The sequence below is a fragment of the Amycolatopsis mongoliensis genome, from assembly GCF_030285665.1.
In the GTDB taxonomy this organism is placed as follows: domain Bacteria; phylum Actinomycetota; class Actinomycetes; order Mycobacteriales; family Pseudonocardiaceae; genus Amycolatopsis; species Amycolatopsis mongoliensis.
Map to the genome: position 1 here is coordinate 7,255,942 of NZ_CP127295.1, position 26,811 is coordinate 7,282,752.

Here is a 26,811-nt window from a genome sequence, read left to right on the forward strand (position 1 = left end):
TGGCGAGTCGTGTTGACCATCGACGAGCCCGCGCCCCACCGCGCCGGCGGCAGGACCGTGCCCACCACGCCCGACAGGCTCGGCAGGATCAGCCCGACGCCGATGCCCGTCAGCAGCTGGCCGGGCAGCATCGACCCCGCGTAGTCGGGCACCGAACCCATGCGCAGCACCCAGATCAACGCGCCCGCCCCGAACGAGACGCCGCCGAGGGCGACCACCGGGCCGGGGCCGAAGCGGTGCACGAACCGGCCGCCGAGGATCGACACCGGCACCACCATCAGCGGGCCCGGGGCCAGGGACAGCCCGGCCACCAGGATCGAGTCGTGCCAGACCGACGTCAGGAACAGCACGTTGCCGAACAGCATCGCGGCGAACCCGGCCGCGAACACGCCGGTCGTGACGCACGCCAGCCACAGCGTCGGGACCCGCAGCGCCGGCAGGTCCAGCACCGGCACGGCGTGGCGCGCCGAGCGCAGCGGCACCCACGCGAGCGCGACGGCGGCCACCCCGAACGCCGACAGCACCGGCCCCGCCGTCCAGCCGTGGTCCGGCGCTTCGACCAGCGCGTAGGCGAGCGCCCCCACCCCGGCGAGCAGGCCCGCCGCGCCGAGCAGATCCGGGACGCCGGTGCCGGTGTCCCGGGATTCGCGCAGCACCCGCGGCCCGGCCAGCAGCGTCAGCGCGCAGATCGGCAGGTTCACCAGGAACACCCAGCGCCACGACGCCTCGACGAGCAGGCCGCCGACGGGTGGCCCGAGCGCGGCGGCCGCGGCGCCCACGGAAGCCCAGACGCCGACCGCCATCGGCCGCCGGTGCGCCGGGAACGCCGTCAGGAGCAGGGCCAGCGACGTCGGCATGACGAGCGCCGCGCCGATCGCCTGCACCGCGCGGAAGGCGATGAGGACCGGGATGGACGGCGCGGCGGCACAGGCGGCCGACGCGAGGGTGAACACCGCGACGCCGAAGAGGAACAGGCGCTTGCGGCCGTACCGGTCGGCCAGCCGCCCGGCCGGGGCGAGGCAGGCGGCGAACAGCACGGTGTAGCCGTTGAGCACCCACGACAGCGTGGCGAGGTCGTCACCGGGGAAGGCGGCCCGGATGCCGGGGAACGCGATCGTGACGATGAAGGTGTCGAGGCTGGCGAGGAACGCCGCGGTCGAGACGACCAGCAGCACGAGGCCGGGCTTCGGCGCGGTGTCGGTCATGGCCCTCCTAGGTTTGAAAAAGCAACCTAGTCCGAAGAGGTGGGTCTCAACAAGAGACTGACCAGTTCGGCGCGACCGATGTCACGTGGCGTGCGGGCAGCGGGGCGGGGTGCTCAGGCGGCTGCGGCCCGCTCCTCCGCCCGGGCCTTCAGCGCCGCGAGAGTGTGCTCGATCGACCCCACGTTGTACCCGGGCCGATCGGCGCGGCCGGTCACCCGCGGCCCCATGAACCTGCGCACCACCCAGCTGCCGCTGCGGTACCAGTTCTCGGTGACCCGGCAGCCCACCGGACTCGGCGCCAGCACGTACTCCCACCGCGACACCCGCGAACCGAGCGGCGTCCGCACGTCGAACGCGAACCGGCGCCCCTCGTCGAACCGCACCACCCGGACGCGCGTCCACCACCGCAGCTCGCCGTTCACGTTGCGGCCGCGGAAACGCGCTCCCAGCGCCGGGCCCGTGCCGTCCAGCCAGCGGCCGCCGATGTTCTCGGGGCTCAGCTCGCCCATCCGGGGCAGGTCGGTGACCCACGACCACACCGTGCCCGGGTCGGCCGGGACGTCGATGCTGCGCGAAATCGTCGGTTCCACACCCCGACGGTGACAGTGCCGCGGCGCCCTCGGCAAGGGCTCGCGGCGTTGTCCGCAGCCGAGAAGAGCCGGCCTGAAAAACTCGCCCGCGGAACCCGGGTTGCCGACCGGGTGTTCTGGGTACCTCGCGCGCGGAGAAGTACCTACACGGAGGGTGCGGTGGTCAGCGTGATCCCGATCGAGGTCGTGGGGATGGCCGTTCCGGTGCCCGGCGAGGCGCCCCTGATGCTGCTCCGGGAACCGGACGGCGCCCGCCGCTGGCTGGCGATCATGATCGGATACGGCGAAGCCGAGGCCCTCGTGCGCGCGCGCGAGCAGATCGCGCAGCCGCGGCCGGGCACGATCGAGCTGCTGGGCGACGTGCTCGCGGCGTTCGGCCAGGGCGTCGCCGCGGTCGAGCTGACCGAGGTGCGGGACGGCATCTTCTACGCCGACCTCGTGCTCGTCTCCGGCACCCGCGTGTCGGCCCGCCCCAGCGATGCCGTCGCGCTCGGCCTGCGCCAGGGTGCGCCGATCCGGGTCGCCGAAGAGGTGCTCGACGTCGCTTCGGTGCAGCTGGAGCTGGAGCAGGACGCCGAGGGCCCCGCCGCCGACGTGCTCGACACCGAGGCCGAGATCGCCCGCTTCCGCGCCGAGCTCGACGGCCTGCAGCCCGAGGACTTCGACGACCTGTAGAGCATCATCTCCCGTACCGGACCGACGGGAGAACGATGGCGGACTTCGCGACGAGCACCGAGCCGCACCGGCGTGAGCTCCTGGTGCACTGCTACCGCATGCTCGGCTCGGTGCACGAGGCCGAGGACCTGGTGCAGGAGACGCTGGTGCGCGCCTGGAAGGCGTGGGACGGCTACGACCCGGCCCGCGCGTCGGTGCGCACCTGGCTCCACCGGATCGCGACCAACGCCTGCCTCACGGCGCTGGAGAGCCGGGCCCGGCGGCCGCTGCCCTCGGGCCTCGGCCGCCCGAGCGAGGACCCGGGCGCGCCGCTGACGCCGTCGTTCGAAATCCCCTGGCTGCAGCCGTTCCCGGACGCGCGCCTGGACGACCCCGGCCTGCGCCTGGCCCGTCGCGGCACGCTGCGGCTGGCGCTGCTCGCGGCGATGCAGACGTTGCCGCCCAAGCAGCGCGCGGTGCTGATCCTGCGCGACGTCCTGGAGTTCAGCGCGGCGGAGGTGGCAGGCTTCCTGGAGACGACGCCCGCGGCGGTCAACAGCGCCCTGCAGCGCGCCCGCGCGGGCCTCGGCGACCTGTCGGCCGACGAGGTCCCCGAGCCGGACGACGCGGCCGTGGAGGCGATCCTAGACCGCTACGTCCGGGCGTTCGAATCGGCCGACGTCGCGGGCCTGGTCGAGCTGCTGGCCGACGACGTCGTGCTGGAGATGCCGCCGGTGCCGCTGTGGTACCTCGGCCGCGACGGTTACGGCCGGTTCCTCGAACGGCTGTTCGCGATGCGCGGCCCGGACTGGCGGATGACGCGCACGGCCGCCAACGGCCAGCCCGCCCTGGCCGCCTACTGCCGCGACGACACCGGGGTGTACCGGCTGCACACCCTGCAGGTCTTCACGGTGTCCGGCGCCCGCGTGGCGCACAACGTGGTGTTCGCCGATCCCGCCGTGCTGGCGTTGTTCGACCTGCCGGCGACTCAGCCGGCGGCGCGGGCCTCCGACGGACGGCCGTAGGCGCCGCCGTCGTTGCTGCGCTGCAGCAGGCCTTCGTCGACGAGGTAGCGGCGCAGCGTCGCGTGGTCGTCGTGGACCATCGCGAGCTTCTCGCGGACGTCCTGCTCGGTGTAGAGCCGGCCCGGCTCGAACCGCTCGGCGAGGTGGGCGAGCAGCAGCTGCCGTCGCCGGCCCGAATGCGGGATGGTGACGAGCCTGCCGTGGCGGAACAGCCCGTCGAGCGGGTCGGCCGGGGCCTTGGCGAGCGCCTCGCGGAACACCTCGGGCACGGGCCGGTAGGCGTCCCCGTCCACGGTGACGAGCCCGGCATCGACCAGCCGCTTCGCGAGTTTCGCGTTGTCGGCCGGGAGCCCGGCGCAGATCCGGGCGAACAGCTGCAGACGGGCGGGATCCGCGAGGGCGGAGACCAGCGCTTCCGGTGAGGCCATGGCCGCAAAGCGTACTCGAACTCCTCGCGCCCGTCCGGAAAACTCGACAGTCTCAACTGATAAGTCTAGGCTGTCGATATGGGCTCGAAGACGGTTCCCGCTCCGGCGGTCGCGGCCGCGCAGACGCTGCGCGTGCTCGTCGGCCGGCTGCGGCGGCAGATGATGGACGCGACGGCGGTCGGCGACCTGACCTCCGCGCAGGCCTCGGCGCTGGCCCGGCTCGCGAAGAACGAGCCGTCGACGGCGAGCGAGCTGGCCGGCGCGGAGCGGGTGCGCCCGCAGTCGATGGCGGTGACGGTGGCCGCGCTGGAACAGCTCGGCCTGGTCCGCCGGGAGGACGATCCGGCGGACGGCCGCCGTCAGCTGATCTTCTTCACGCCCGAGGGGCGCGCCTACGGCCACGGTGCTCGCGCCTCGCGGCACGAGTGGCTGGCCCGGACCCTCGCACAGCGGCTCACCGAGGACGAGCTGGCCGTGGTCAACGAGGCGCTGGCGCTGCTCGGCCGCGTCGTCGAGCCATGACGACGCGGGAACGGGTGCGCGACGGGTTCGACCGGAAGCTGCTCGCCCCGCTGATCTCGGGCGCGGTGCTCAACCCGGTCAACTCGACGATCATCGCGGTCGCGCTGGTGCCCATCGGCGTCGCGTTCGGGCAGCCGGCGTCGGCGACCGCGTGGCTGATCTCCGCGCTGTACCTGGCCACCGCGGTCGGGCAGCCGGTGGCCGGGCGGCTGATCGACCGGTACGGCCCCCGGCGCGTGTTCCTCCCGGCGACGGCCCTGGTCGGGCTGGCGGGGGTGCTCGGCACCCTCGCGCCGGACCTGGCGTGGCTGATCGTCGCGCGGGTGGTCCTCGGCTTCGGCACGTGCGCCGGCTATCCGGCGGCGATGCGGCTCATCCGCGACGAGAGCGACCGGACCGGCCGCGACAGCCCCGCGTCCGTGCTCACCGTGCTGGCGATCTCGACCCAGACGATCTCCGTGGTCGGCCCGGCGCTGGGCGGCCTGCTCATCGGTGTCGGCGGCTGGCGCGCGACCTTCGCCCTCAACATCCCCATCGCGCTGGCCGCCTTCGTCCTCGGCGCCCGCCGGTTCCCGAAGACGGCGAAGCCCGCGTCGAAGGGCTCGTTCGACCTCGACTTCTCCGGCATGGCGCTGTTCGCCGGCATGCTCGTCTCGCTGCTGCTGTTCCTGATGCACCCGGGCGCGGGGGACTGGTACCTGCTCGCCATCGCCGTGGCGGGGGCCGCGGGCTTCGCCGTGCGCGAGCTGACCCACGCCCACCCGTTCATCGACCTGCGGCTGCTCGGCCGCAACGGCCCGCTGCTGCGCACCTACGGCCGCGCCCTGCTGGCCTACGTCGTGGCGTACAGCTTCCTCTACGGCTACACGCAGTGGCTCGAGCACGGCCGCGGCCTCTCGGCGAGCGAAGCCGGCCTGGCCACCCTGCCGCTGTTCGCGACCGGGATCCTCGTGTCGCTGCTCACCGGGCGTCGCGAAGCCGTCCGCGGCAAGCTGGCCGTCGCCGCGCTCGGGCAGCTCGCCGGGTGCGCGTTGCTGCTGACCCTGGACTCCTCGGCCGCCGTGTGGCTGCTCGTCGTGGTCGCGCTCGTGGCCGGGGTGCCGCAGGGGCTGAACAGCCTCGCGCTGCAGAACTCCGTGTACCGCCAGGCGAACCCCGACGACATCGCCGCGTCGGCCGGCCTGCTGCGCACCTTCGGCTACCTCGGCGCGATCGTCTCCTCCGCGCTCCAAGGCGCCCTGTACGGATCCGCCGCCGACACCGGCGGCCTGCACGACCTCGCGCTGCTGCTCCTCGGCATCGGCGCGGTCTTCTTGGCCATCACCGTGTTCGACCGTTCCCTGTCCCGAAGCACCACCCGACCCGAGAAAGACGGAACCGATGCCTGACCAGACCACCACCCTCGACCCGACCCGCACGGCGCTGCTCGTGATGGACTACCAGGAGGGGATCGTCGGCCAGCTGCCCGACACCGGCCCGCTGCTCGACCGCGTCGCCGGCGCGATCGACGACGTCCGCGGCCACGGCGGCCACGTCGGCTGGGTGCGCGTCGCGTTCGAAGACGCCGAGTTCGCCGCGGTCCCCGAGACGAGCATGTTCGCCGCGTTCGCGGCCTCCGACCAGCTCCGGGCGGCGATGCGCGCCGACGCCCCGGGAACGCAGATCCACGCCCGGCTCGCGCCGCGGGCCGACGACATCCTGGTCCGCAAGATCCGCGTCGGCGCGTTCTCCACCACGGACCTCGAGCAGCAGCTGGAGAAGCGCGGGATCACGACGCTCGTCCTCGCCGGGATCAGCACCAGCGGCGTCGTGCTGAGCACCGTCCGCGAGGCGATGGACCGCGACTACCGGATCGTCGTCCTGCGCGACGCCTGCGCCGACCGCGAGCAGGAGACGCACGACTTCCTGACCGGCACGCTGTTCCCGCGCACCGCCACCGTCGTGGACGTGGCCGGGCTGGGTGGCCTCTGGGCCGTCCAGTAGGTTCGCTGCGTGCCTCGTCCGCCCGCGACCGTGCCCGGCGAGGTGCTGCGCGCCTCGATCGTGGACCGGCTGTTCGCCCGCGCGGACGACGCCCGCCCGCTGTTCACCCACCAGGACCACACGCACGCCGTCGAGCACACGCTGACGTGGGCGGAGTTCGCCGCCCGCGTCAGCGTGGTCGCGGGTGAACTGCGCCGGGTCGCGGAGCCGGGAGAGCGGGTCGCCGTCCTCGCCGGGCAGGAGCTCGCCTACCCGCTGGCGTTCTTCGGCGTGCTGGCGGCCGGCATGATCGCCGTCCCGCTGATGCCGCCGGGCAACCGCGGGCAGGCCGACCGCCTCGGCGGGGTCCTGGCCGACTCCGGCGCGCGGGTGTGGCTGACGTCGTCGGCCGCGGTGGACCGGGTCCGCGAGTTCGGTGCCCCCGGCGAGCTGCTGGTGGCCGACGAGCTGACCGGGCCGGGCGCCGATCCGGTGCCGGTCGCGCCGGAGAGCCCCGCGTACCTGCAGTACACGTCGGGGTCGACGCGGGAGCCGGCCGGCGCGGTGATCCCGCACCGGGCGATCGTCGCGGCGTGCTGGCAGGGCAGCCGGGCCTACGCCGTCGACGAAGGCACGACCTGCGCGGGCTGGATCCCGTTCTTCCACGACATGGGCCTGATCCAGCTGCTGTGCCTGCCGGTCTTCTCCGGCGGCCGGTCGGTGTTCATGGCCCCGGCCGAGTTCGTGCACCGGCCGCGGCGCTGGCTGCGGCAGCTGGCGGACTACCCCGCGGTCTTCACCGCGGCCCCGAACTTCGCCTACGACCTCGCGGCCGACGCCGGTCCCGGGGACGACGACCTCGACCTCTCGGACGTGCGGGTCGCGCTCAACGGCGCCGAACCCGTCCGCCCGCGCACGGTCGAACGGTTCCTCGAGGTCTTCGGGCCGCACGGGTTCCGGCGCGAGGCGTACCGGCCGTCGTACGGGCTCGCCGAAGCCACGGTGTACGTCGCGAGCGCGGGGCCGGAAGGGCCGCGCGGCGCGAAGTTCGACCGCGAGGCGCTCGCGCAGGGCCGGGCCGTCGAAACCGTCGACGGCCCGGAGCTCGTGTCCGTGGGCCGGCCGGTCGGGCAGCTCGTCCGGATCGTCCACGAGGGACACGAGCAGCCCGAGGGCGCGGTCGGCGAGATCTGGATCCACGGCCCGAACGTCGCGACCGGCTACTGGGGCCGGGGCGACGCGGCCGCGTTCGATGCCACGCTGGACGGGCTCGGCGGCTGGCTGCGCACCGGCGACCTCGGCGTGGTGCACCGCGGCGACCTGTACGTCACCGGGCGGCTCAAGGACCTCATCGTCATCGACGGCCGGAACTTCCACCCGCAGGACATCGAGGCGGCGGCCGGGGAGGCCCACCCGGCGGTCCGCCGCGACCGCGTCGCCGCGTTCGGCGTCGCCGACGAGGACGGCGAGGGCGCGATGGTGGTGGCGGAGTGGGCGCGCGACGCTGACGCGGATCTCAAAGAGGTGACCCGGGCGGTGCTGCGCGCGGTCTCGCGGGAGCACGATCTCACCCTCCGTGCGGTACGTCTGGTCCCTTCCGGCGGACTTCCGCGCACATCGAGTGGCAAGGTCGCCCGGTCGGCGGCCAAGGCACGTTATGGTGGCGGCCGTGGGTGATCACCGCGCCGAGGTCACGAAGGTCGTCAGCGACACCTTCCGGCTGGACCCGGACCTCGTCGAGCCCGACGCTCCCCTGGAGGAGCTGGGCATCGATTCGAAGGGCCGGATCAAGCTCCTGGCGGCGCTGGAGGTCTATTACGGGGTGACGATCGACCTGGACCAGCTCGACCGGTTCACCGACGTGGGATCCGTGGCGGACGTGCTCGCGGAAGCACTGGGAACTGAAGGATCTGAGGAGAGGCGCTGAAATGAGCGGCGGGGGGTACACCGCGACGACCGAGGCGTTGTCGACGGCGTCCAAGACCATCGGGGACCTGGCGGAGCACCTGCTGGACGACAACCCGGACCTGCAGAGCCCGCAGGTGACCGCGGAGGGTTTCGGCCGGGCGCACAACGCCCACGCGGCGAAGTACACCGCCGGCGCGCAGGCACTCTGGGCCGCCGTCTCCGGCTACAGCACCACGCTGGGCTCGTTCGGCACCAACCTCGGCACCGCCGGGTCGAGCTACGGCGCCAACGAGGACAACCAGGCCGGCGCGATCACGAACGCCGGAGGCTCGCTCTGATGGCCGAAAAGAAGAAGTGGTCCGACGTCAAGGCGCTCCTGGACGACCCGAGCGTCCCCGCCGCGCAGAAGAGTGTGCTGATCAGCAGCTGGCTGCGGGAGAACCCGCCCCCGCCGCCGTTCCTGGCCGACCAGGAACCGGACGAGATCAAGCAGAAGCGGCAGGAAGCCGAGAAGTACGCCGGCGCCTACAACGCCAACCCGCTGTTCGCCGGGCAGTCGGTCGACGAGGCCTACGACAAGGCCAAGTCGAGCGGCGACCAGAACTCCTACAACGAAGACCAGGAGAAGAAGGCCGTCGACGACGGCAAGGCGAAGCTGAACGACACGAAGCCGCCCGCGGCCGGCGAGAACGGCGGTGACGCCACCGGCACGAAGACGTCCGACGAGATCTTCGACGCCGCCGCGCCCGCGCTGAAGCTGTTCGAGACCTTCGGGTCGCTGCTGGCGAAGATCCCGGACGACTGCCGCGGCAACACCCGCGCGCTCGACCTCGACAAGGACATCCGCACGCCCTTCGACGAGCAGCGCGGGATCAGCTTCGCGAACTTCGTCCAGGACGCCGCGCACTTCAAGACCGGCTCCGAGACGGTGGACCGCACGCTGGAGGACACCGGTTCCCAGCTCGGCAGCCTGTACAAGACGTGGAGCGGCGCCGGCGCGGACGCGGCGTCCGACACCTACAACGACAAGATCCAGCCGAAAGCGGCGAAGCTGTCCCAGACGCTCGGCACCGTGAGCGAAGCGACGCTGACCACCGCGACCACGGTGTTCCAGCTCTGCAAGGGCAAGGCCGACGCGGTCATCGGCATGTACACCGACCTGGTCGGCAAGGCCGACTACACGATGGCGCAGAAGGTCATCGCGGTCGCGAGCGGCGAGCACGGCAACGAGCAGGACCTCGCCCAGATCGCGGGCTGGATGGACCTCAACTTCGGCACGAACCTGGTCAAGACCCTCAACGACCAGGGGTGCTGCGACGGCGACGAAATCAAGAAGCACGGCCAGGACCTGGCCAAGCAGTGGATCCAGAACCAGTTCAACCCCGACATGTGGGACCGGCTGTACCAGGGCTTCGTGAAGACCTGCAAGGACACGAAGGACCTGGTCGACCAGGCTTACGACGCGCTCGACAAGGTCATGGGCGCGGTGAAGAACGAGTTCGAGGGCGTGACGATGCCGGGCGGCTCGGGCTCGGGCGGCGCCGGCGGTCCGGGTACCGGTGGTGCGGGTACCGGTGGTGCGGGTGCGGGCGGCGCCGGGGGCGGTGCGCCGGGTGGCGGCGGTTCCGGGGCCGGGAGCGGTGCGGGGTCCGGTGTTCCCGGCGGTGGTTCCGGAACCGGGGGTTCGGGCATTCCGGGCGGTGGCTCGGGTTCCGGTGGTTCCGGTAGCGGGATTCCCGGTGGTGGCTCGGGTTCGGGCGGTTCCGGTAGCGGGATTCCGGGCGGTGGCTCCGGTTCCGGTTCCGGTGCGTCCGGCTCCGGTGGCTCGGGTTCCGGGGGTGGCGGCTCGGTGCCGCCGATCCCGGACGTGGACACGCCCTCCGGTGCCGGTTCGTCCGGCGGCGGCTCCGGCTCGGGCTCCTCGGGAGGTGGCCAAGAGGCCGCCGCCGCGGCTGCCGAGGCGGCCAAGAAGCAGGCCTCGGAGGCGCTGGGCGCGTTCGACGGCGGCGGGAGCGGGGGGTCCGGCCTCGGCTCGGGCGGTGGCTCCGGTGCCGGTTCCGGCATTGGTTCCGATGACACGTCGCCGTCTTCGGTGCCGTCGCCGTCGTCCAGCGGCCAGGACGCGGCGGCCGCGGCCGCCGAGGCGGCCAAGAAGAAGGCCGCGGACGCGCTCAGCCAGTTCAGCGGCCCGGGGATCCAGACCGAGTCCGGCGACCAGGCCGGTTCGGGACTCGGCGGCAGCGGCCTCGGCGGCGGGGAAGGTCTCGGCGGCGGTTCCGGCTCGGGCGGCGGCTCCGGTTCCGGTTCCGGCTCGGGCAGCCCGGGGTCCGGCGACGAGGGCAAGGCCGCGGCCGAGCAGGCCGCGGAGGACGCGAAGAACAAGGCGGCCGACGCGCTGAAGGAGTTCAGCGGCGAAGGGATCAAGACGGACTCCGGCGACGGCGCGGGTCTCGGCGACACCGGCTCCGGCGACGAGCCCGGCGCCGACAAGGACGGCGACGGCAAGCCGGACAACCCGCTGGGTCAGGACAAGGACGGCGACGGCAAGCCGGACAGCCTGCTCGGTGAGGACAAGGACGGCGACGGCAAGCCCGACAGCCTGCTCGGCGACGACAAGGACGGCGACGGGAAGCCCGACGACAAGGGCGACGACACCCCCGACACCCTCAAGGTCAAGCAGGGCGACAAGACCTTCGAGATGACCGAACCCGACCACGACGGCAAGATGGACATCAAGGTCGGCGACGGATCCGACGCCGCCAAGGACTTCAAGCTCGACTGGTCCAAGGACGCCGACGGTCCACAAGGGACGGACGACGGCACGTACTGCCCCGGCCCGGACGGCAAGATCCACATCGAGGACGGCGACCTCAAGATCACCGCCGAGCGGCCCGACGGCCCGGACGGCCCGACCGTCGTCACCGTCGACGACGGCAGCGGCACCCCGACGAGCTACACCCTCGGCGAGGACGACAAGGCTTCGGACGCCCTCGGCGACACTCCCCAGAAGAAGCTCGACGACGACCTGCCGACCCACCGCGGCACCCTCGAAGACCTGGCGTCGCACGACGGCGGCAGTGGTGGCGGCAGTGGTGGCGGTGACGGCCACGGTGGCGGCGGCCACGGCGGTGGTTCGGGGGCCGGCATCGGCGGCGGAGCGCACGGCGGATCCGGCCTCGCGGCGGCCGGCATCGACCCGGGTGGCGCGGGGAACGGGCTCGGCGAGACGCCGATGTCCGGTGGCGTACACAGCGGCGTCGGCGCCACCCAGGCGCAGCCCGCGGCCGCGTTCGCCCCGGCCGGCGCGACGGCCGGCGCCAGTGGCCAGCCGATGTCCGGGATGCCCGGCATGGGCGCCATGGGCGGTGCCCACGGCGGCGGCGGGGGAGGCGACACCGAACGCCGGTCGCCCGCTTACCGGATCGAAGGCGCCGTCTTCGACAACCTCGGTGAGCCCGGCCGCCGGATCATCGGCTCCCTCAACGACGACGAAGACCCGCCGTCCGCCCGGACCTGGTAGGAGGACGCATGAGCGACATCGACGCGATGAAGGCCGAGCTGGACGGTCTCGTCCGCGAGCAGTCCGAGCGGCGTGCCCTGCGCGAGCAGCGGGGCGAGGAGATCAAGGCCCGGTCGCAGGAGTACATGACCAAACAGGTCCAGGCCGCCGAGCGGTACGTGCAGCACGTGCGCGAGATGGCTCAGCGCAAGACGAAGTCCGGCTGGAGCACGGATCGGGGCACGGAACCGCCCTCGGCCTTCGACGCGAACGCCTTCGGCGATGAGCCCGGGGCGGCGTCGCCGTTCGCGCCGGCGTCGGAGCCGCGGCACGCCGCCCGGGACGAAGTCCCTCGCCGCGCCCGCCGGGCGCGCGCGGCGGAGGCCGACGACGACGGCTACGACAACAACCCCTGGTAGGTCCGTCCACAGTGGACGTCAGGGTAGCCAGAGGTCGACGGCGATCTCGCGCAGCCGCTCGGTGAACGTGCCGCCCGGGCTCGCCCGGTGCAGCAGCGCGCGGAGTTCGGCCTCGAACTCCGCGCGGCGGTCGCCGAACAGGTGCGGCGCCGCGCTGGACAGGGAGAAGACGCCGGCGACGACGTCGTCGGCGGTGCGGGTGACGTCGCGGCCCGGGACCTCGAACCGCCGCGGCCCGCGGAACCCGGCGGCGCGGTAGATCTCCGATTCGCCGGCGGCCGTGCCCTCCGGCAGGGTTCCCTGCCCGGCACGCCGGACCGACCCGAGGTACGACCGCACCAGCTCGGCGATCTCCGCGCGCGGCACCGATCCCTCGACGCCTTCGTGCGTCGTCGCGTGCACGTGGGCGCAGGCGCCGCCCGGCTCCAGCATGCCGCGCACCGCGGCGGCGACCCGCGCCCGGTCGAACCAGTGGAACGACTGGGCGAAGGTGACCAGCCGGAACCGGCCGAGCCCGGCGGGCAGCTCTTCCGCGCGCCGCCGCACCCAGCGGCAGTTCCGGATCCCCGCCTCGGCGGCCAGCCGGGTCGCTTCGCCGAGCATGTCCGCGTCGGCGTCCAGCCCGACCGCCTCCTCGAACGAGCCGGCCAGGCGCAGGGTCAGCGACCCCGGCCCGCAGCCCACGTCGAGCAGGCGGCCCGACCCGTCCAGCCCCAGCTCGGCGGCGAACGCCGCGGCGAGCTCCGGGGGATAGCCGGCGCGGCCCCGCGCGTAGTACTCCGCACTGCCCGAATAGAGGGACGGATCCCACTCCCATGCGTCGCTCACGGCTCCAGCGTAGATACTCGGGTGTCATGGACTCCGCGAACTGGTGGCGCGACGCCGTGGTCTACGAGGTCTACGTACGCAGCTTCGCCGACGCGGACGGGGACGGCACCGGGGATCTCGCGGGCCTGCGCTCGCGCCTGGGCCACCTGGCCGACCTCGGCGTGGACGCCGTGTGGACCACGCCGTGGTACCGCTCGCCGATGGTCGACGGCGGTTACGACGTCGAGGACCACCGGACCCCCGATTCGCTGTTCGGCACGGACGCCGACGTGCTCGACCTGATCGCCGAAGCGCACCGGGCCGGGCTCCGGCTGCTGATCGACGTCGTGCCGAACCACACCTCCGACCGCCACCCGTGGTTCCGCGCCGCGCTGGCCGCGGGCCCCGGCGCGCCCGAACGCACGCGGTACCACTTCCGGCCGGGCCGCGGCGCGGACGGCGAGCTGCCGCCGACCGACTGGCGCAGCGTCTTCGGCGGGCCGGCGTGGACGCGGGCCGCCGACGGCGAGTGGTACCTGCACCTGTTCGCCCCGGAACAGCCCGACCTGAACTGGGACGACGCCGGGGTCCGGGCCGAGTTCGAGGACCTGCTGCGGTTCTGGTTCGCCCGCGGGGTGGACGGGGTGCGCATCGACGTCGCCCACGGCCTGCTCAAGGACCCGGCCTTCCCCGACCTCGGTGCCGACGACGAAGAGATCGCGAAGCCGCCGGACCGCAGCGCGCACCCGCACTGGGACCTCGACGGGGTGCACGAGATCTACCGCTCGTGGCGCAAGATCGCCGGCGAGTTCGGCCCGGACCGGGTGTTCGTGGCGGAGGCGTGGGTCGACCGGCCGGACCGCCTCGCGCGGTACGTGCGCCCGGACGAGTTGCACACGGCGTTCAACTTCGACTTCCTGCGGTGCGACTGGGACGCGGCCGCGCTGCGCGAGGTGATCGACCGGACGCTCGAAGCGCTGCAAGTGGTCGGCGCGCCCGCGACGTGGGTGCTGTCCAACCACGACGTCGTCCGGCACGTGACGCGGTTCGCGCCCGCCGGTGAGCTCGCGCTGGGCCGGCGGCGGGCCCGGGCGGCGCTGCTGCTGATGCTCGCCCTGCCCGGCGGCGCGTACCTGTACCAGGGCGAGGAGCTGGGACTGGCGGAGGTCGAAGACCTGCCCGAGGCGGTGCTCGCCGACCCGACGTGGGAACGCTCCGGCCACACCCGCCGCGGCCGCGACGGCTGCCGGGTGCCGCTGCCGTGGTCGGGGACCGAGCCGCCGTTCGGCTTCGCGCCCGGCGGGGTGCGGACGTGGCTGCCCCAGCCGCCCCACTGGCGCACGGCGACGGCCGAGGCCCAGGCGGCCGACCCGGGCTCGATGCTGCGGCTCTACCGGGCGGCCCTCGCCGCCCGCCGGGCGCACCCGGCGCTGGGCGACGGGACGTTGACGTGGCTGCCCGCGTTTCCCGGCGTGCTGTCCTTCGCGCGGGAGCCGGGGTTCGGGTGCGTGGTGAACCTGTCGGACCGGCCGTGCGAGCTGCCGGCGGATCGCGAGGTGCTGGTCTCGAGCGGGCCGCTGGAGGGCGGCAAGCTACCGCCGGATGCCGCGGTGTGGCTCGTCAGGAGGTGACCCGACGTCACCCGGCCGGGTTGACTGAACCGGTGTGAAACCGGGAGCGGCGGGGTACCCGGTCGCGTTGGTTGCCGCTCTGCCCGAGCCGGAGGTCGTCCGATGCCCGTCCGCACGCCGCGTCCGCCCGCCACCGATGTCGTGGCCATGGCGTTGAAAGTCCTGGTGGCCCAAGGCATGTCGGGCGCGGCCGCGCAGGCGGCCCTGATCTCGATGGCGCAGGAGCGGGGCCTGGCGGTGCGCAACTGCGCCGCGCTGGTCGTGGCCACCGTCGACGGGAGGATGGGCTGATGGCCGTGGCCGGCGGGTTTTCGCGGTCCGGGAACGCCGACACCGGCGGGGGCGTGCTGCTCGCCGTCGGGCTGGTCGTCGCCTTCTTCACGTGGTGGTCGTGGTGGACCGTCGCGGGGATCGCGCTGACCGCGGCCGGCGTGCTGTGGCTCACGATGGCGAACCGGCAGGAGTAACCGGTCCGGGACGGGAAAGCCTCCCTCCGACCACCCGACGAGGAGAGGCTTTCCGTGCCTGACAAAGAAGAAGACGTCATCGACCTGCTCCGGCGGCAGCACCGGGAGATCCGCGCGATGTTCGCCGAGCTGGAGACCGCGAAGGGCGACCGGCGGCCGGAGCTGTTCCACGACCTCGTGCGGCTGCTGGCGGTGCACGAGACGGCGGAGGAGCTGGTCGTGCACCCGGAGATCCGGCACCTCGAGCCCGCGGCCGGGGCCGTCGTCGACGCGCGGCTGGGCGAGGAGCACCGGGCCAAGGAGCTCCTGACGACCCTGCAGAAGATGGGTCCCGGGGCCGAAGGGTTCGACACTCTGCTCCTCCAGCTGCGCGACGACGTCCTCGCGCACGCCGAGCACGAAGAGCGGGAGGAGTTCCCCCTGCTGCGCGCCCACCGGCCGCCGGAGCGCCTGCGGGCGATGGCGGCGACGGTCAAGGTGGCCGAAGCGGTGGGGCCGACCCGGCCGCACCCCGGCGTCGAGAGCGCGAAGGCGAACCTGGTGCTGGGGCCGCCGGCGGCGATCATGGACCGGGCGCGCGACCTCATCCGCGCCGCGCTCGGGGGTTGAGCGAGCCCGGCTGAGTGGGTACCCCGTCGGCATGGCAGACGTCCCGGCCCGCAAACTGCGCCGTTACCAGGAGATGCGCGACTTCGGCCGGACCGTCGAGCCGGCCGGCGGGGACCCGGGCGGGCCGGCCGGGCACCGGTTCGTGGTGCAGCGGCACCGCGCCCGGCGGCTGCACTACGACTTCCGGCTGGAGCTCGACGGCGTCCTGGTCAGCTGGGCGGTGCCGAAGGGGCCGACGCTCGACCCGAAGGCCCGCCGCCTGGCCGTGCACGTCGAAGACCACCCGATCGAGTACGCCGGCTTCGAAGGCGTGATCCCGCGCGGCGAGTACGGCGGCGGGGACGTCATCGTCTGGGACCGCGGGGTGTGGCGGCCGGTCGACGCCGACCCGGCCCGCGCGCTCGAGGACGGCACGCTGCACTTCGACCTCGACGGCGAGAAGCTGGCCGGCCGGTTCGTCCTCGTCCGCACCGACCGCGGGGAGAAGGACCAGTGGTTCCTCCTGCACAAGGAGGACGACCACGCCGAGGCCGGCTGGGACGCCGAGGACCACCCGCGCTCGGTGAAGAGCGGCCGCACGAACGACGAGGTGGCCGCCGCGCCCGACGCGCTGTGGCACGGTGACCGGCCGGCCGCGCAGGCCGAGGAGGCCGTGGGGCTCGCCGCCGCGACCGGCGACGAGCTGGCGGCCCTGGACGCCCTCGGCGGCCGGGGCAAGTGGTCGGTCGCGGGGCGGGAGCTGTCCCTGACCAACCTCGACAAGGTCCTCTTCCCGGCGGCCGGCACCGGCGAGCCGGTGACCAAGCGCGACCTGATCCGGTACTACGTCACCGTCGGGCCGGTCATGCTGCCGTACCTGGCGGGCCGGCCCCTCAACACGAACCGCTTCCCGCAGGGCGTCACCGAACCGGGGTTCTGGCAGAAGGAAGTCCCGAAGCACGCACCCGGCTGGCTGACGACGTGGCGCAACGAGCGCGCCGAGGCGGGGGAGAGCCAGCGGTACGTCGTGGCGGACAGCGTCGCGACACTGGCGTGGCTGGCGAACTACGGCGCGCTCGAACTGCACGCCTGGACCTCGCGTGCCGCCGACGTCGACCATCCGACGTGGGTGCTGTTCGACATCGACCCGGGCCCGGAGACGTCGTTCGCGGAGGTCCTGGAGCTGGCGCGGCTGCACCGCACGGCGCTCGAGCACCTCGGCCTGACCGGGCGGCCGAAGGTGACCGGGCAGCGCGGGATCCAGGTGTGGGTGCCGATCGCGCCGCACTGCACCTTCGAGCAGACCCGGGCGTGGGCGGAGACGGTGTCGAAGACGATCGGGCGGGTCCTGCCGGACCTGGTCAGCTGGGCTTGGGCGAAAGACAAGCGCCGGGGCCGGGCCCGGCTCGACTACACGCAGAACGTGCTCAACAAGACGCTGGTCGCGCCGTACAGCGTGCGGCCGCGGCCCGGGGCGCCGGCGTCGGTGCCACTGGAGTGGGACGAGCTCGACGACGACGAGCTCGCGCCGGACCGGTGGACGATCCGGGACGTCCCGGCCCGGCTGGCCGAGCGCGGTGACCCGTTCGCGAAGCTGCTCGGGATCGAGCAGAAGCTCCCGGGCCTCTAGCGTCGCGCGTGGCTAGCCGTTTGACGCTCGGGGTGGTTCTCGCGGGTCTGCCGCGGCTCGTCGTGAGTGAGAAACAGGGTTGGAACACCGTTTCTCACTCACGACCTGGCGGCCGTCAGGCGTGGACGGTTTCGAGCCGCCGGGGCCGCAGCCGGTCGAGGTCGGGGCGGGACAGGCGCGGCCGTCCGCCCGCGTGCTCGGTCGTGGCCGCGGCCGCCGCGACCGCCAGGCACGCCGCCGTCTCCAGCGGACGGCGGCGGGTCAGCCCCGCCGTCAGGGCCGCGACCAGCGCGTCCCCGGCCCCGGTCGGGTCGACCACCTCGGTCTCGACGTGCGGCACGAACCACGCCTCGCCCGGCCCGGCGAACAGGTTTCCCTGCCCCGCCACCTCGAGGACCACCAGCGACGGCCCGCGCCGCCGGAGCTCCGCCGCGGCGCGGGCCGCGCCGGCGACGTCGGCCACCGGCTGCCCGGTGAGCAGCTCGGCTTCGCGGCCGTCGGCGCGGACGACGTCGGCGAGGGCGAGCAGGTCGCTCGCGAAAGCGCCGTCCTCGGGTGCGCCGTCCAGGACGACCCGGGTGCCCGCGGTGTGCGCGAGCCGGGCCGCCGGCAACGCCGCCCGGGCGGGCTGCTGCAGCTGGACGATGAGGGACCCGGCGGCCGAGATCGGGCCGGCCGCGGCGGCCACGTCGGTCTCGGTCACCAGCGTCGCGTCCGGGACGTGCTCGAGGTAGCGGCGGCGCCCCTGGTCGTCGACCACGTCGACGACCAGCGCCGTCTCGGTGTCCGGCCGGCGGACCACGTGCGTGGTGCCGATCCGGTCGGCCCGCGCGCGGGCGAGCAGTGCGTCGCCGACGGCGTCCTGCCCGACGACGCCGACCAGCGACACCGTCACCCCGAGCTGGCTCAGCGCCACGGCCTGGTTGGCGCCCTTCCCGCCGAGCAGCACCTGCCGCTGCTTCACCGGCCCCGACGCGTCCGCCGGCGGGGCGTCCGGGACCTCGACCACCAGGTCGCGGGCGATCTGCCCGACCACCACGACTTCGCTGAACATCACCGGTACCGCCGGTCCATGGCGCCTCCTCGGTTGGCGAAGATCGGCTACCCCGGCGCGGGCGGGGGACAAACCGCTCGTTCGGGTCGTCCGGCCGTAACCGGGTGAACCACCGTTGCGCCGGACGGCGGTACCGGTTCGGCCGGAGCCCGGATGTGGATCACCGCGGGATCGGGTAAATCAGTAGGACGAGACCCGGTGGAAGCGAGGTTCGGGTGACCGAGACACTGATGAACGCGGCGGACCGGTGGAGACCGCTGACCGAGTTGCTGCAGGCGCTGCTCGAGCGGATCACCGGCGAGCTGCCGGGGTGCCTCGGCGCGGGCCTCACCGTCGGCCACGCCGGCCGGCCGCCGCGAATGCTGGCCGCCGCGGGCGTCGCCGGTGAACTGGTGCCCGCCCAGCTGGCGCACGGCGGCCCGGTCGCCGTCGCGGTCGTGACCGGCGAGCCGGTGACGACCGACGACCTCTTCGCCGACGAACGCTGGCCCGGGCTCACCCGCGACGCCGTGCTCGCGGGCCGCCCGGAGCTCGCCGAGGTCCGCGGCGCGGCCGCCCTGCCCGGCATCTGGGACGACAGCAGCGCGTTCGTGCTGTCCGCGACGTTCGACCGGCCGCCCGGCGCCGAGATCCTGGCGGTCCTGCGACGCTACGAAAAACTCACCGAGATGACCCTGGTCGTCGCGGAGACCGCCACCACGGGCGACCCGGACCAGACGCTGGACCTGCTGGCTTCCCGCGCGGCCATCGAGCAGGCGAAAGGCGCCGTCATGGCCGTCCGGCGGTGTGCCCCGGACGAGGCCTGGCAGACGCTGCGCCGCACCAGCCAGGAGTTCAACGTGAAGGTCCGCGAGCTGGCCGTCGCCCTGGTCGAGCACCTCGGGGGCCGGATCTCCGGCACGCCCCCGTCCGGCGGGGTGCCGGAGATCCGGCCCGGCGCCCCGGCCCGGCACGCGGCCGAGCGGCTCTGGTCGGCGTTCACCGCGGAATAGGGCGTTTCCGTTCCGGCGGTTTGGGTATCAAGACCCCGACCTTGATCACCCCGCTGCGACGCCGGCCCCGCGCCGGCGCGGAAGGCCTGCCGAACCCGTGTCCCCCACCCTCCCGGTTCCCACCCGGTCCGCGCCGCTCACGGCGCGCCGGACGGAGTACCGCCCCGGTCTGCTGGTGCTGACCTTCGCCGGCGAGATCGACGCCCTGACCCTGCCGATCCTGGAGCGCGAGCTGGCGGCGTCCCCACCGGGAACGACCGTGGTGGACCTGTCCCAGGTGGCGTTCCTCGGGCTGGCCGGCGCCCGCGCCCTGGCGGCGGCCGCGGAGCTCGCGGGACGGGAGGGCGGGCGGTTCGGGGTGGTGGCGAACAGCCGGACCCTGGCCCGGCTGTTCCGGATCACCGGGCTGGCCGCGGTGGTCCCGATGTTCGCTTCGCTCTCGGACGCGCTGCGGGAGCTGTTGGCGGCGGAGGTGCAGAACGCCGCCTGCTGAGCGCGGTTCCGGCGAGCGACCTCCTCGGACGCGGCGCCCAGCTCAGCGCGGCGCCCACCGGGCGACCAGCACTCCGGCGTCCGACCGCAGATCGCCCGCGCTGTGCTCGACGACGGCACGGGTCAGCAGCCGCGCGGTCTCCGGCGGCAGCGTCGCGTCCGCGAGGTATCCGGCCACGCGCTCGCGCCCGAACGGCGTCCCGGCCGGGCCGGTCGCCTCGGCCAGCCCGTGCGAGTACAGCGCGAGGACGTCGCCGGGCCGCAGCAGCACCTCCGTGACCTGCGGCACTCGCTCGTCCGCGAAGAACCGGGCCGCGCCGGCACCGGTGTCCGGCAGGGCCCGGCCGTCGCGGACGATCAGGGGTGCCGGGTGCCCGGCGTCCAGCCAGCGCAGCACGCCGGTCCGCAGGTCCAGCTCCGCGAGCACGCCGGTGACGACCGTCGCCGAGCCCGCCGGCTCGCGGCCGACGGCGGCGTACTGCTCGCCGAGCGAAGCCCCGTCGCGCCGGGCGGCGCGGTAGGCCGCGAGGGCGTTGACCACCGCGTAGCTCGCCCCGGCCGTGCGCGGACCCGCGTCGAACATCGCCAGCCGCGCCCGTCGTTCCGAGAGCGCGTAGTCGAACACCACCCCGCACAGGTCGTACGCCGGCTGGACGCTCGCGCCGACGACCACGCTGTCGGTCGCGCCGGTCAGCGGCGGCAGGCTCTGCCACAGCAGCTCGGCGGGGGACGCGCGGTGGTGCCGCCGGCGTCGCACGTCGAGCCCGTCGCCGTACTGGGTCGTGACCGTCACCAGGTGGCCGAGCAGGGTCGCCAGCCAGTGGCACTGCTCCCGCAGCACCGGGTCGTCCGGGTCGGCGCCGTCGGTGGGCACGATCTCCAGCACACCGAGCCGCTCGACGCCGTCGAGCAGCACCGTCCACAGGGTGGGGTCGGGCCCGTCCCGCGTCACGGCGGTCCCCGCGCGGCGGAAGACGTCCCCGGCGACGGTCGTCTCGATGTCCAGCTCCGCGGCGGGCTCGGCGCGCAGCGGCACGAGTGTCCGCTGGTCGTAGTCGGCGAGGTAGATGCCGATCCGCAGGTCGAGCGCGCGGCCGGCTTCGGCGACGACCGCGGGCAGCCGCTCGGGCGGCGCGCGGTGGGCGCCCTCGAGCAGGTCGACGAGGGCCCTCAGCGGGCCGTGCAACGGCTTGCCGTCGCGCGCCGGCTGGCTGTAGGGAGCGCGGGGCGGGCCGGCCAGCTCGTCGAGGCGTTCGTTGACGGCGTGGGCCATCATGTCGCGGTCGACCCGGGGCAGCGTGGTCAGCCCGTTGAGGTAGGCGTCCAGCTCCAGCAGGCTCTGGCTGCCGCCCAGCGCGAAGTAGCGCATCCACAGCTGTTCCGGCGTCAGCCGGCTCCGCGCGAAGCAGACGGCGAGCTGCCGCTGCTGCTCCTCCTCGGGCAGGAAGCGCATCGGCGGCTCACTCTCCCCGGCGTGCGGGCGCGAGCAGGTCCGCGGCGGCCTCGGCCGGGCTGCGGGCGCCGGCGCGGGCCAGTGCCAGCAGGCGGTCGAAGGCGGTGTCCTCGTCGACGCCGTCGCGGCCCATCAGGAACCCCTTCGCCATGGTGACCGCGTCTCGGTCGCGGAGGGTGTCCTTGAACCGCTCGCTGAAGCGGCTCGCCCGCTCGTACGCCCGGGCGTTGGCGACGAGGACCGCGGCGCGGCCGGCGAACGTCGCGAGCGTCTCCTCGTCGGAGCGGCCGAACGCGCCGGGCACCGTCGCGTAGATCTTGATGGCACCCAGGCAGCCGTCTTCGGTGGCGAGCGGCGTGGTCAGCACCGACCGCAGTCCCGCGTCGCCGGCGGCCGCGCACCACCGCGGCCAGCGCCGCTCGGTGGCGACGTCGTCGATCCGCACCGGCGCGCACTCCGCGAGCGCGGTCATGCAGGGGCCTTCGCCGAGCCGGTACTGCAGGGCGTCGGCGTCGCGCACCAGCGGGCCGGACGCGCTCGTGGTGGCGGGGCGGCCCTCGTCGTCGACGAGCGTCACCCCGGCGCCCGCCGCGGTGGTGATCGTCGCCCCCGCGAGCGAGACGATCAGCTCGAGCACCGAGTCGACGGTCTCCCGCGAGAGAAGCAGTCCTGACATCCGCGCCGCGACCCCCGCCAGCTCGCCGTCCAGCGGCAGCTCGACCGCCTTCTCCGTCGCCATGGGCGCTGGTTACCAAGCGGGGGCCGCCGTCAAACCTGCCCTGACCCGGGACATGGGCCGGCGCGAAGTGGGTACCCCAGCCACTCGGCGTCCCATCGGGAGGAGCGGACATGGAACTGCCGGAGTCCCCGGCGACGGTTTCGCCGTTGCTCGACGACGTGACGGGAGCTCTCGAAGCCCTGACCGCCGTCCTGCGGCAGGAGGACGACTTCCGGATCCTGCTGCGGCACGTGTGCCTGCAGGTGCGCCAAGCCGTCCCCGGCGTGGACGAAGCGTCGATCACGCTGGTGCACGGCGACAAGCCGCACACGGCGTCCGCGACCGCCGCCGTCGTGGGCGAGCTGGACGGCGATCAGTACCGGCTCGGCGACGGCCCGTGCCTGGAGTCGGTCCGCAGCGGCAAGATCGTCCGCACGTCGGTGACCGACGCGATCGAGCGCTGGCCGTCGTTCGCGAGCGGGGCCCGGGAGGCGGGGTTCGGGAGCTTCCTGGCCGCGCCGCTGGTGGCCGACGACGAGTACTCCGGCGCGGTGAACTGCTACGGCCACCAGGACGACGGCTTCGCGGAGATCGACGCGCAGCTGCTCGAGCTCTACACGGCCGCGGTGGAGGCGGTGTTCCGCATGTACCACCGCTATCTGCGGGCCCGCGAGACGGCCGAGCACCTGCGGACGGCACTGACGTCGCGCGCGGTCATCGACCAGGCCAAGGGCATGCTGATGGCGATCCGCCAGGTCGACGCCGACGACGCGTTCGCGCTCCTCGTCGAGCAGTCGCAGCGGGAGAACGTGAAGCTGCACGACGTCGCCGAGCGATTCGTCGCGCGGGTGATTTCCAGCGGCGCGGTGTGAATTCGCCCGGTCTCGGGCGTCGGCCTCGGCGTGTGCCGTGCGACGATCTGCGGGGAACCCGGACCGGACGAAGGAGCCCCAGACCTTGCCCTTGGTGCACGCCCTGTGGTCTCCGGGCCGGGGTCTGCTTCTCTGGGCGGAGCACGACCGGGGCCCGGCCGGGACGTCGAGTCGTTCGGCGCAGATCGCGCTTCCGCACCCGTTCGCGGTCTCCAGCGCGCAGCTGACCGCTCTGCATCCCGGCAAGCCCACGTCGGCGACCTTGCTGCTGCCGTCGCGGGCGAACCGGCCGCTCGCCTCGTCCGAGCCGGCGGCGGGCGGCAAGCGGCGTGGCCCGGCGCCGTCGTTGCGGCCGTGGTCGGTGCCGGCGTTGATCGTGGACGCCACCGAGCTGGACGACCTCGACGACTCGGCCTCGTACGGCGCTTCGGTGACCTACCTGCGGGCGGTGGCCCGCCTGGCCGCGGACCTGGTGCGGCGCGGACGGGTGCTGCCGACGCTGGTCCGCCAGGGCGACGCGGCGGAGGCCCGGTGGCGCCCGGTGCTCCAAGGCGTGGACTTCGTCGCGGTCGACGCCCTGGTCGCGGCCATGCCGCCGGTCGGGCGGGCCGAGCAGGTCGCGCCGCTCACCGGGGCCTCGCCGCGCGCGCTCGTCAGCGATGCCCTCCACACCCTGGTCGACACGGCGGTCCGGGACCGGCTGGCGCGGGCGGATCCGCCGGTGGACCTGCGCGGGGCCGGGGGCGCGGCCGGGGTGTGGCTGGCCGCTCTGCAGGGCGGCGACCCCCGCGTCGAGCTGCCGCTGGACGAGCTCGGCGTCGTGGCCGACGCCGTCGAGAAGTGGGACGAGGTCGCCGATACCGACGTCGTCGACGGCCGCGCGTGTTTCCGGCTGGCCGAGGTCGGCACCCTGCGTCAGCCGGACGCGGACGATCCCGACGACCAGACCGGCGACGGCACCAAGTGGCAGCTGCAGTTCCTCCTGCGGGCGACGGCCGATCCGAGCTTGCTGCTGTCGGCGGGACAGATCTGGTCGGGCGAGGCGAACGGGCTGGTCAGGGATCCGAAGGGGCTGTTCGTCGCCGAACTGGGCCGGGCCGCGCTGGTGGAACCGATGCTGGCGCCGGCGTTGCGCAGGACCCGGCCGTCCGAGTACGACCTGACCGTCGAGGAAGCCGAACAGTTCTTGACCTCGGGCGCGACCCGGCTGATCGAGGCCGGGTTCGAAGTGCAGCTTCCGGCCACCTGGGACGGCCGGCGCCGGCTCGGGCTCCGGCTGTCGGTCCGCAGCACGCCGTCGGAGCAGGTCGTCACCCGCAGCCGGGTGGGCCGTGACGAGCTGGCCGGGTTCCGCTGGTCGATCGCGGTGGGCGACGCCGAAATCGGCGAGGACGAGCTGGCGAAGCTGGTCGCGGCGAAGACTCCGCTGGTGCGGCTGCGGGGCCGGTGGATCAGCGTCGACGCCGACCGCCTCCGCGCCGGTCTCGAGTTCCTGCGCCGCGACCCGCGCCGGCACACCCAGGGCCCCACTGCGGGCGAGCTGCTGGAGCTCGTGCACCTCGGGCAGGAGGCGCCGCTCCCGGTCACCGACGTCAGCGCCGACGGCTGGGTCGGGGACGTCCTGGCCGGGCGGGTCCACCGGACGCTGCAGCCGGTCGAGCTGCCGGCCTCGTTCCGCGCCACCCTGCGCCCCTACCAGCAGCGGGGTGTCGCCTGGCTGGCTTTCATGTCGGCGCTGGGGCTCGGTGCGTGCCTGGCCGACGACATGGGCCTCGGCAAGACCGTCCAGACGCTGGCGCTCGAGGCGTTCGAACGGGCGGACCAGGATCGCCGGCCGACGTTGGTGCTGTGCCCGATGTCGCTGGTCGGCATGTGGCAGCGGGAGGCGGCGAACTTCGCCCCGGGCCTGCGAGTCCTCGCCCACCACGGCAGCGCCCGCGCGCACGGGGACGAGCTCGCCGAGCAGGTCGCCGCGGCCGACCTCGTCGTCACGACCTACGCCACCGCCGCCCGTGACGCCGGCGAACTCGAGGCGTTCGCCTGGCGACGCCTGGTGCTCGACGAAGCGCACGCCATCAAGAACGCCGACACCGCGACGGCCAAGGCGGTGCGGCGGTTCCCGGCCGGGCACCGGCTCGCGCTGACCGGCACCCCGGTGGAAAACCGGCTGGCGGACCTGTGGTCGGTGCTGGACCTGCTCAACCCCGGGCTGCTCGGCAGCAGGTTCGAGTTCCGGCAGCGGTTCGCGGTCCCGATCGAGCGCCGGGGCGACACCGCCACGGCCGCCGCTCTGCGCCGGCTCACGCAGCCGTACCTGCTGCGCCGGGTGAAGACGGACCCCGCGATCGTCCCGGAACTCCCGGAAAAGCTCGAAATCCGGCAGGAATACCGGCTCACCCGCGAACAGGGCACGCTGTACCGCGCGATCGTCGACGAGATGATGAAGAAGATCGAGAACAGCCAGGGCATCAAGCGCCGGGGCAACATCCTCGCCGCGATCACCAAACTCAAGCAGGTCTGCAACCACCCCGCGCACCTGCTGCACGACGGTTCCCCGATCGGGCGCCGCTCCGGCAAGGTCGTCCGCCTCGAAGAGATCCTGGCGGAAATCCTGGCGTCGGGCGATCGGGTGCTGTGCTTCACGCAGTACACCGAATTCGGCCATCTGCTCGTGCCCCATCTTTCGGCACACCTCGGCGCCGAAGTCGCGTTTTTGCACGGCAGCCTGGCCAAAGGGGCGCGAGACGCGATCGTGGAACGCTTCCAGGCCGGCGACGGGCCGCGGATCCTGCTGCTCTCGCTCAAAGCAGGCGGTTCCGGGCTCACGCTGACCGCCGCCAGCCAGGTCCTGCACCTGGACCGCTGGTGGAACCCGGCCGTGGAGAACCAGGCCACCGACCGGGCGTTCCGGATCGGGCAGGGACGCACCGTCCAGGTCCGGAAGTTCGTCTGCCCGGGCACCATCGAGGACCGCATCGACACCCTGATCACCCGGAAACGCGCGCTCGCGGGCATGGTCGTCGGCGAGGGCGAAAGCTGGCTCACCGAGCTGTCCACCGACGCGCTGCGCGAGACGCTCACCCTGGGGGAGGACGCGATCGATGACTGATCCACTCCCGTGGTGGCCGACCCGGTTCGTCCGGGCGTTGACGGCGATCGGCGTCTCCCTGCCCGCGAAGGGCCAGGGGCGCGTCGTGTCCTTGGCGGTCGGCGCCGGGCGCGTCGACGCCGAAGTGCAGGACGAGCGCTCGTACCAGGCGCGAATCGGGCTGACGGCGTTCGGGAAAGCGGACTGGGCGGCGATCACCCACGCCCTCGCCGCGAAGGCGTCGGCCACGGTCCTGCTGCTCCGCGGCGAGCTGCCCCGTGACGTCGAGCAGATCTTCAAGGCGGTCCGGCTGCCTCTGTTCCCGTCGTCGGCGCGGGAGGTGTCCTTGGACTGCACCTGCCCGGCCGTCGAGGTGCCGTGCGGGCACCTGAACGCCGTGTTCTCCGCGCTCGTGGCGCGGGTCGGCGACGATCCGTTCACCATCCTCGCCCTGCGCGGCCGGAACCGCGAAACGCTGCTCGAGGAGCTGAAGAACCGGCTCATCTCCGCCGAGCCGCTCGATCCCGACGACCGGTCCCCGGCCCTGACCGAAGTCATGGACACCTTCTTCGAGGCCGGTCAGGCCCCGGGCCTGGCCGGCGCGGCGCCGTTGCACGGGCCTCGAACGTCGGACGACGCGCTCATGGACCAGGTTCCGCCGTTCGCGATCACGGCGGGCGGCGAAGACGTCGCCGAGCTGCTCCGGCCGGTGTACCGGGCACTCGCCGGAGAGCACGGCGCTTAGCCGGCCGCGCACGACATCGGGTGGTGGGCTGGCCGGATGTTGCCCTGCGTCACGAAGATCCC

General features: G+C 73.8%; 26 protein-coding genes and 1 pseudogene. 20 read left to right on the plus strand and 7 right to left on the minus strand.

Translation table 11 applies throughout. From position 1 onward, the window contains the following. Nucleotides 1-38: 38 nt before the first annotated feature. Nucleotides 39-1,205: pseudogene (locus QRX60_RS34835) on the minus strand (MFS transporter); the annotation flags it as partial. 113 nt (nt 1,206-1,318) lie between these two features. Next, nucleotides 1,319-1,795 carry an SRPBCC family protein gene (locus tag QRX60_RS34840; protein WP_285995684.1) on the minus strand — a complete coding sequence of 159 codons (477 nt, stop codon included), beginning with the start codon at nt 1,793-1,795 and terminating at the stop codon, nt 1,319-1,321. Nucleotides 1,796-1,954: 159 nt separating this feature from the next. On the opposite strand from QRX60_RS34840, the gene QRX60_RS34845 reads away from it, so the two are divergent. After that, the gene (locus QRX60_RS34845; RefSeq protein WP_285995685.1) at nt 1,955-2,470 is read left to right on the plus strand and encodes a bifunctional nuclease family protein; all 516 of its coding nucleotides are present in this window, start codon (nt 1,955-1,957) and stop codon (nt 2,468-2,470) included. Nucleotides 2,471-2,505: 35 nt separating this feature from the next. Then, on the plus strand, nt 2,506-3,474 hold the full coding sequence (locus tag QRX60_RS34850; protein ID WP_285995686.1) for a sigma-70 family RNA polymerase sigma factor: 969 nt from the start codon (nt 2,506-2,508) through the stop codon (nt 3,472-3,474). Here the strand turns inward: QRX60_RS34850 and QRX60_RS34855 are convergent. Beyond that, complete coding sequence (locus QRX60_RS34855) at nt 3,438-3,902, minus strand: DUF2087 domain-containing protein (protein ID WP_285995687.1); 465 nt, start codon at nt 3,900-3,902, stop codon at nt 3,438-3,440. The genes QRX60_RS34850 and QRX60_RS34855 overlap by 37 nt on opposite strands. A 78-nt stretch (nt 3,903-3,980) precedes the next feature. On the opposite strand from QRX60_RS34855, the gene QRX60_RS34860 reads away from it, so the two are divergent. The 8 genes from QRX60_RS34860 to QRX60_RS34895 are packed head-to-tail and all read left to right on the plus strand — an operon-like array spanning nt 3,981 to nt 12,212. Further along, on the plus strand, nt 3,981-4,424 hold the full coding sequence (locus QRX60_RS34860; protein WP_285995688.1) for a MarR family winged helix-turn-helix transcriptional regulator: 444 nt from the start codon (nt 3,981-3,983) through the stop codon (nt 4,422-4,424). Then, nucleotides 4,421-5,812 (plus strand): MFS transporter, encoded by a 1,392-nt coding sequence (locus tag QRX60_RS34865; RefSeq protein ID WP_285995689.1) that lies wholly within the window; start codon nt 4,421-4,423, stop codon nt 5,810-5,812. Before QRX60_RS34860 ends, QRX60_RS34865 begins: the two co-directional genes overlap by 4 nt. After that, entirely contained in the window at nt 5,805-6,407 is a 603-nt protein-coding gene (locus QRX60_RS34870) for a cysteine hydrolase (protein ID WP_285995690.1), read from the plus strand. Before QRX60_RS34865 ends, QRX60_RS34870 begins: the two co-directional genes overlap by 8 nt. A 9-nt stretch (nt 6,408-6,416) precedes the next feature. Further along, nucleotides 6,417-8,063, plus strand: coding sequence for a fatty acyl-AMP ligase (locus tag QRX60_RS34875; protein ID WP_285995691.1), 1,647 nt, complete (start codon nt 6,417-6,419; stop codon nt 8,061-8,063). Continuing rightward, on the plus strand, nt 8,056-8,313 hold the full coding sequence (locus tag QRX60_RS34880; protein WP_285995692.1) for an acyl carrier protein: 258 nt from the start codon (nt 8,056-8,058) through the stop codon (nt 8,311-8,313). The genes QRX60_RS34875 and QRX60_RS34880 overlap by 8 nt, the downstream gene beginning before the upstream one ends. Before the next feature lies 1 nt (nt 8,314). Continuing rightward, complete coding sequence (locus QRX60_RS34885) at nt 8,315-8,632, plus strand: hypothetical protein (protein WP_285995693.1); 318 nt, start codon at nt 8,315-8,317, stop codon at nt 8,630-8,632. Then, on the plus strand, nt 8,632-11,814 hold the full coding sequence (locus QRX60_RS34890) for a WXG100 family type VII secretion target (RefSeq protein ID WP_285995694.1): 3,183 nt from the start codon (nt 8,632-8,634) through the stop codon (nt 11,812-11,814). The genes QRX60_RS34885 and QRX60_RS34890 overlap by 1 nt, the downstream gene beginning before the upstream one ends. An 8-nt stretch (nt 11,815-11,822) precedes the next feature. Further along, a complete protein-coding gene (locus QRX60_RS34895) occupies nt 11,823-12,212 on the plus strand; it encodes a hypothetical protein (RefSeq protein WP_285995695.1) in 390 nt (129 codons plus the stop codon). A gap of 18 nt (nt 12,213-12,230) precedes the next feature. On the opposite strand, the gene QRX60_RS34900 is transcribed toward QRX60_RS34895, so the two are convergent. Then, on the minus strand, nt 12,231-13,040 hold the full coding sequence (locus QRX60_RS34900) for a class I SAM-dependent methyltransferase (RefSeq protein WP_285995696.1): 810 nt from the start codon (nt 13,038-13,040) through the stop codon (nt 12,231-12,233). Nucleotides 13,041-13,066: 26 nt separating this feature from the next. Between QRX60_RS34900 and QRX60_RS34905 the strand changes: the two genes are divergently transcribed. The 5 genes from QRX60_RS34905 to ligD all read left to right on the plus strand — a co-directional run bounded on the left by QRX60_RS34905 (nt 13,067) and on the right by ligD (nt 17,335). After that, entirely contained in the window at nt 13,067-14,650 is a 1,584-nt protein-coding gene (locus tag QRX60_RS34905; protein ID WP_285995697.1) for a glycoside hydrolase family 13 protein, read from the plus strand. Nucleotides 14,651-14,752: 102 nt separating this feature from the next. Continuing rightward, complete coding sequence (locus QRX60_RS34910) at nt 14,753-14,941, plus strand: hypothetical protein (RefSeq protein WP_285995698.1); 189 nt, start codon at nt 14,753-14,755, stop codon at nt 14,939-14,941. Beyond that, the gene (locus QRX60_RS34915) at nt 14,941-15,117 is read left to right on the plus strand and encodes a hypothetical protein (RefSeq protein WP_285995699.1); all 177 of its coding nucleotides are present in this window, start codon (nt 14,941-14,943) and stop codon (nt 15,115-15,117) included. The genes QRX60_RS34910 and QRX60_RS34915 overlap by 1 nt, the downstream gene beginning before the upstream one ends. 54 nt (nt 15,118-15,171) lie before the next feature. Then, nucleotides 15,172-15,726, plus strand: a complete 555-nt coding sequence (locus QRX60_RS34920) for a hemerythrin domain-containing protein (RefSeq protein ID WP_285995700.1) — start codon at nt 15,172-15,174, stop codon at nt 15,724-15,726. A 31-nt stretch (nt 15,727-15,757) separates the two neighbouring features. Then, nucleotides 15,758-17,335 carry a non-homologous end-joining DNA ligase gene (ligD, locus tag QRX60_RS34925; RefSeq protein WP_285995701.1) on the plus strand — a complete coding sequence of 526 codons (1,578 nt, stop codon included), beginning with the start codon at nt 15,758-15,760 and terminating at the stop codon, nt 17,333-17,335. Between the two features lie 115 nt (nt 17,336-17,450). On the opposite strand, the gene QRX60_RS34930 is transcribed toward ligD, so the two are convergent. Beyond that, nucleotides 17,451-18,389 carry a PfkB family carbohydrate kinase gene (locus QRX60_RS34930; RefSeq protein WP_285995702.1) on the minus strand — a complete coding sequence of 313 codons (939 nt, stop codon included), beginning with the start codon at nt 18,387-18,389 and terminating at the stop codon, nt 17,451-17,453. A gap of 215 nt (nt 18,390-18,604) precedes the next feature. Between QRX60_RS34930 and QRX60_RS34935 the strand changes: the two genes are divergently transcribed. Together QRX60_RS34935 and QRX60_RS34940 are read left to right on the plus strand one after the other, a co-directional pair. Further along, entirely contained in the window at nt 18,605-19,381 is a 777-nt protein-coding gene (locus QRX60_RS34935) for an ANTAR domain-containing protein (RefSeq protein ID WP_285995703.1), read from the plus strand. Nucleotides 19,382-19,478: 97 nt separating this feature from the next. Beyond that, nucleotides 19,479-19,874, plus strand: a complete 396-nt coding sequence (locus QRX60_RS34940) for an STAS domain-containing protein (protein ID WP_285995704.1) — start codon at nt 19,479-19,481, stop codon at nt 19,872-19,874. 42 nt (nt 19,875-19,916) lie between these two features. Here the strand turns inward: QRX60_RS34940 and QRX60_RS34945 are convergent, their stop codons facing one another. Both QRX60_RS34945 and QRX60_RS34950 read right to left on the minus strand, forming a co-directional pair. Further along, nucleotides 19,917-21,326: a PP2C family protein-serine/threonine phosphatase gene (locus QRX60_RS34945; protein WP_285995705.1), complete on the minus strand. Its 1,410-nt coding sequence runs from the start codon at nt 21,324-21,326 to the stop codon at nt 19,917-19,919. A 7-nt stretch (nt 21,327-21,333) separates the two neighbouring features. Further along, entirely contained in the window at nt 21,334-22,065 is a 732-nt protein-coding gene (locus QRX60_RS34950) for a GAF and ANTAR domain-containing protein (RefSeq protein WP_285995706.1), read from the minus strand. A 110-nt stretch (nt 22,066-22,175) separates the two neighbouring features. On the opposite strand from QRX60_RS34950, the gene QRX60_RS34955 reads away from it, so the two are divergent. The 3 genes from QRX60_RS34955 (at nt 22,176) to QRX60_RS34965 (ending at nt 26,749) form a co-directional block, all read left to right on the plus strand. Further along, nucleotides 22,176-22,916, plus strand: coding sequence for a GAF and ANTAR domain-containing protein (locus tag QRX60_RS34955; RefSeq protein ID WP_285995707.1), 741 nt, complete (start codon nt 22,176-22,178; stop codon nt 22,914-22,916). 85 nt (nt 22,917-23,001) lie between these two features. Further along, the gene (locus tag QRX60_RS34960; protein ID WP_285995708.1) at nt 23,002-26,025 is read left to right on the plus strand and encodes a DEAD/DEAH box helicase; all 3,024 of its coding nucleotides are present in this window, start codon (nt 23,002-23,004) and stop codon (nt 26,023-26,025) included. After that, entirely contained in the window at nt 26,018-26,749 is a 732-nt protein-coding gene (locus QRX60_RS34965; RefSeq protein ID WP_285995709.1) for an SWIM zinc finger family protein, read from the plus strand. The genes QRX60_RS34960 and QRX60_RS34965 overlap by 8 nt, the downstream gene beginning before the upstream one ends. Nucleotides 26,750-26,811: the final 62 nt, after the last annotated feature.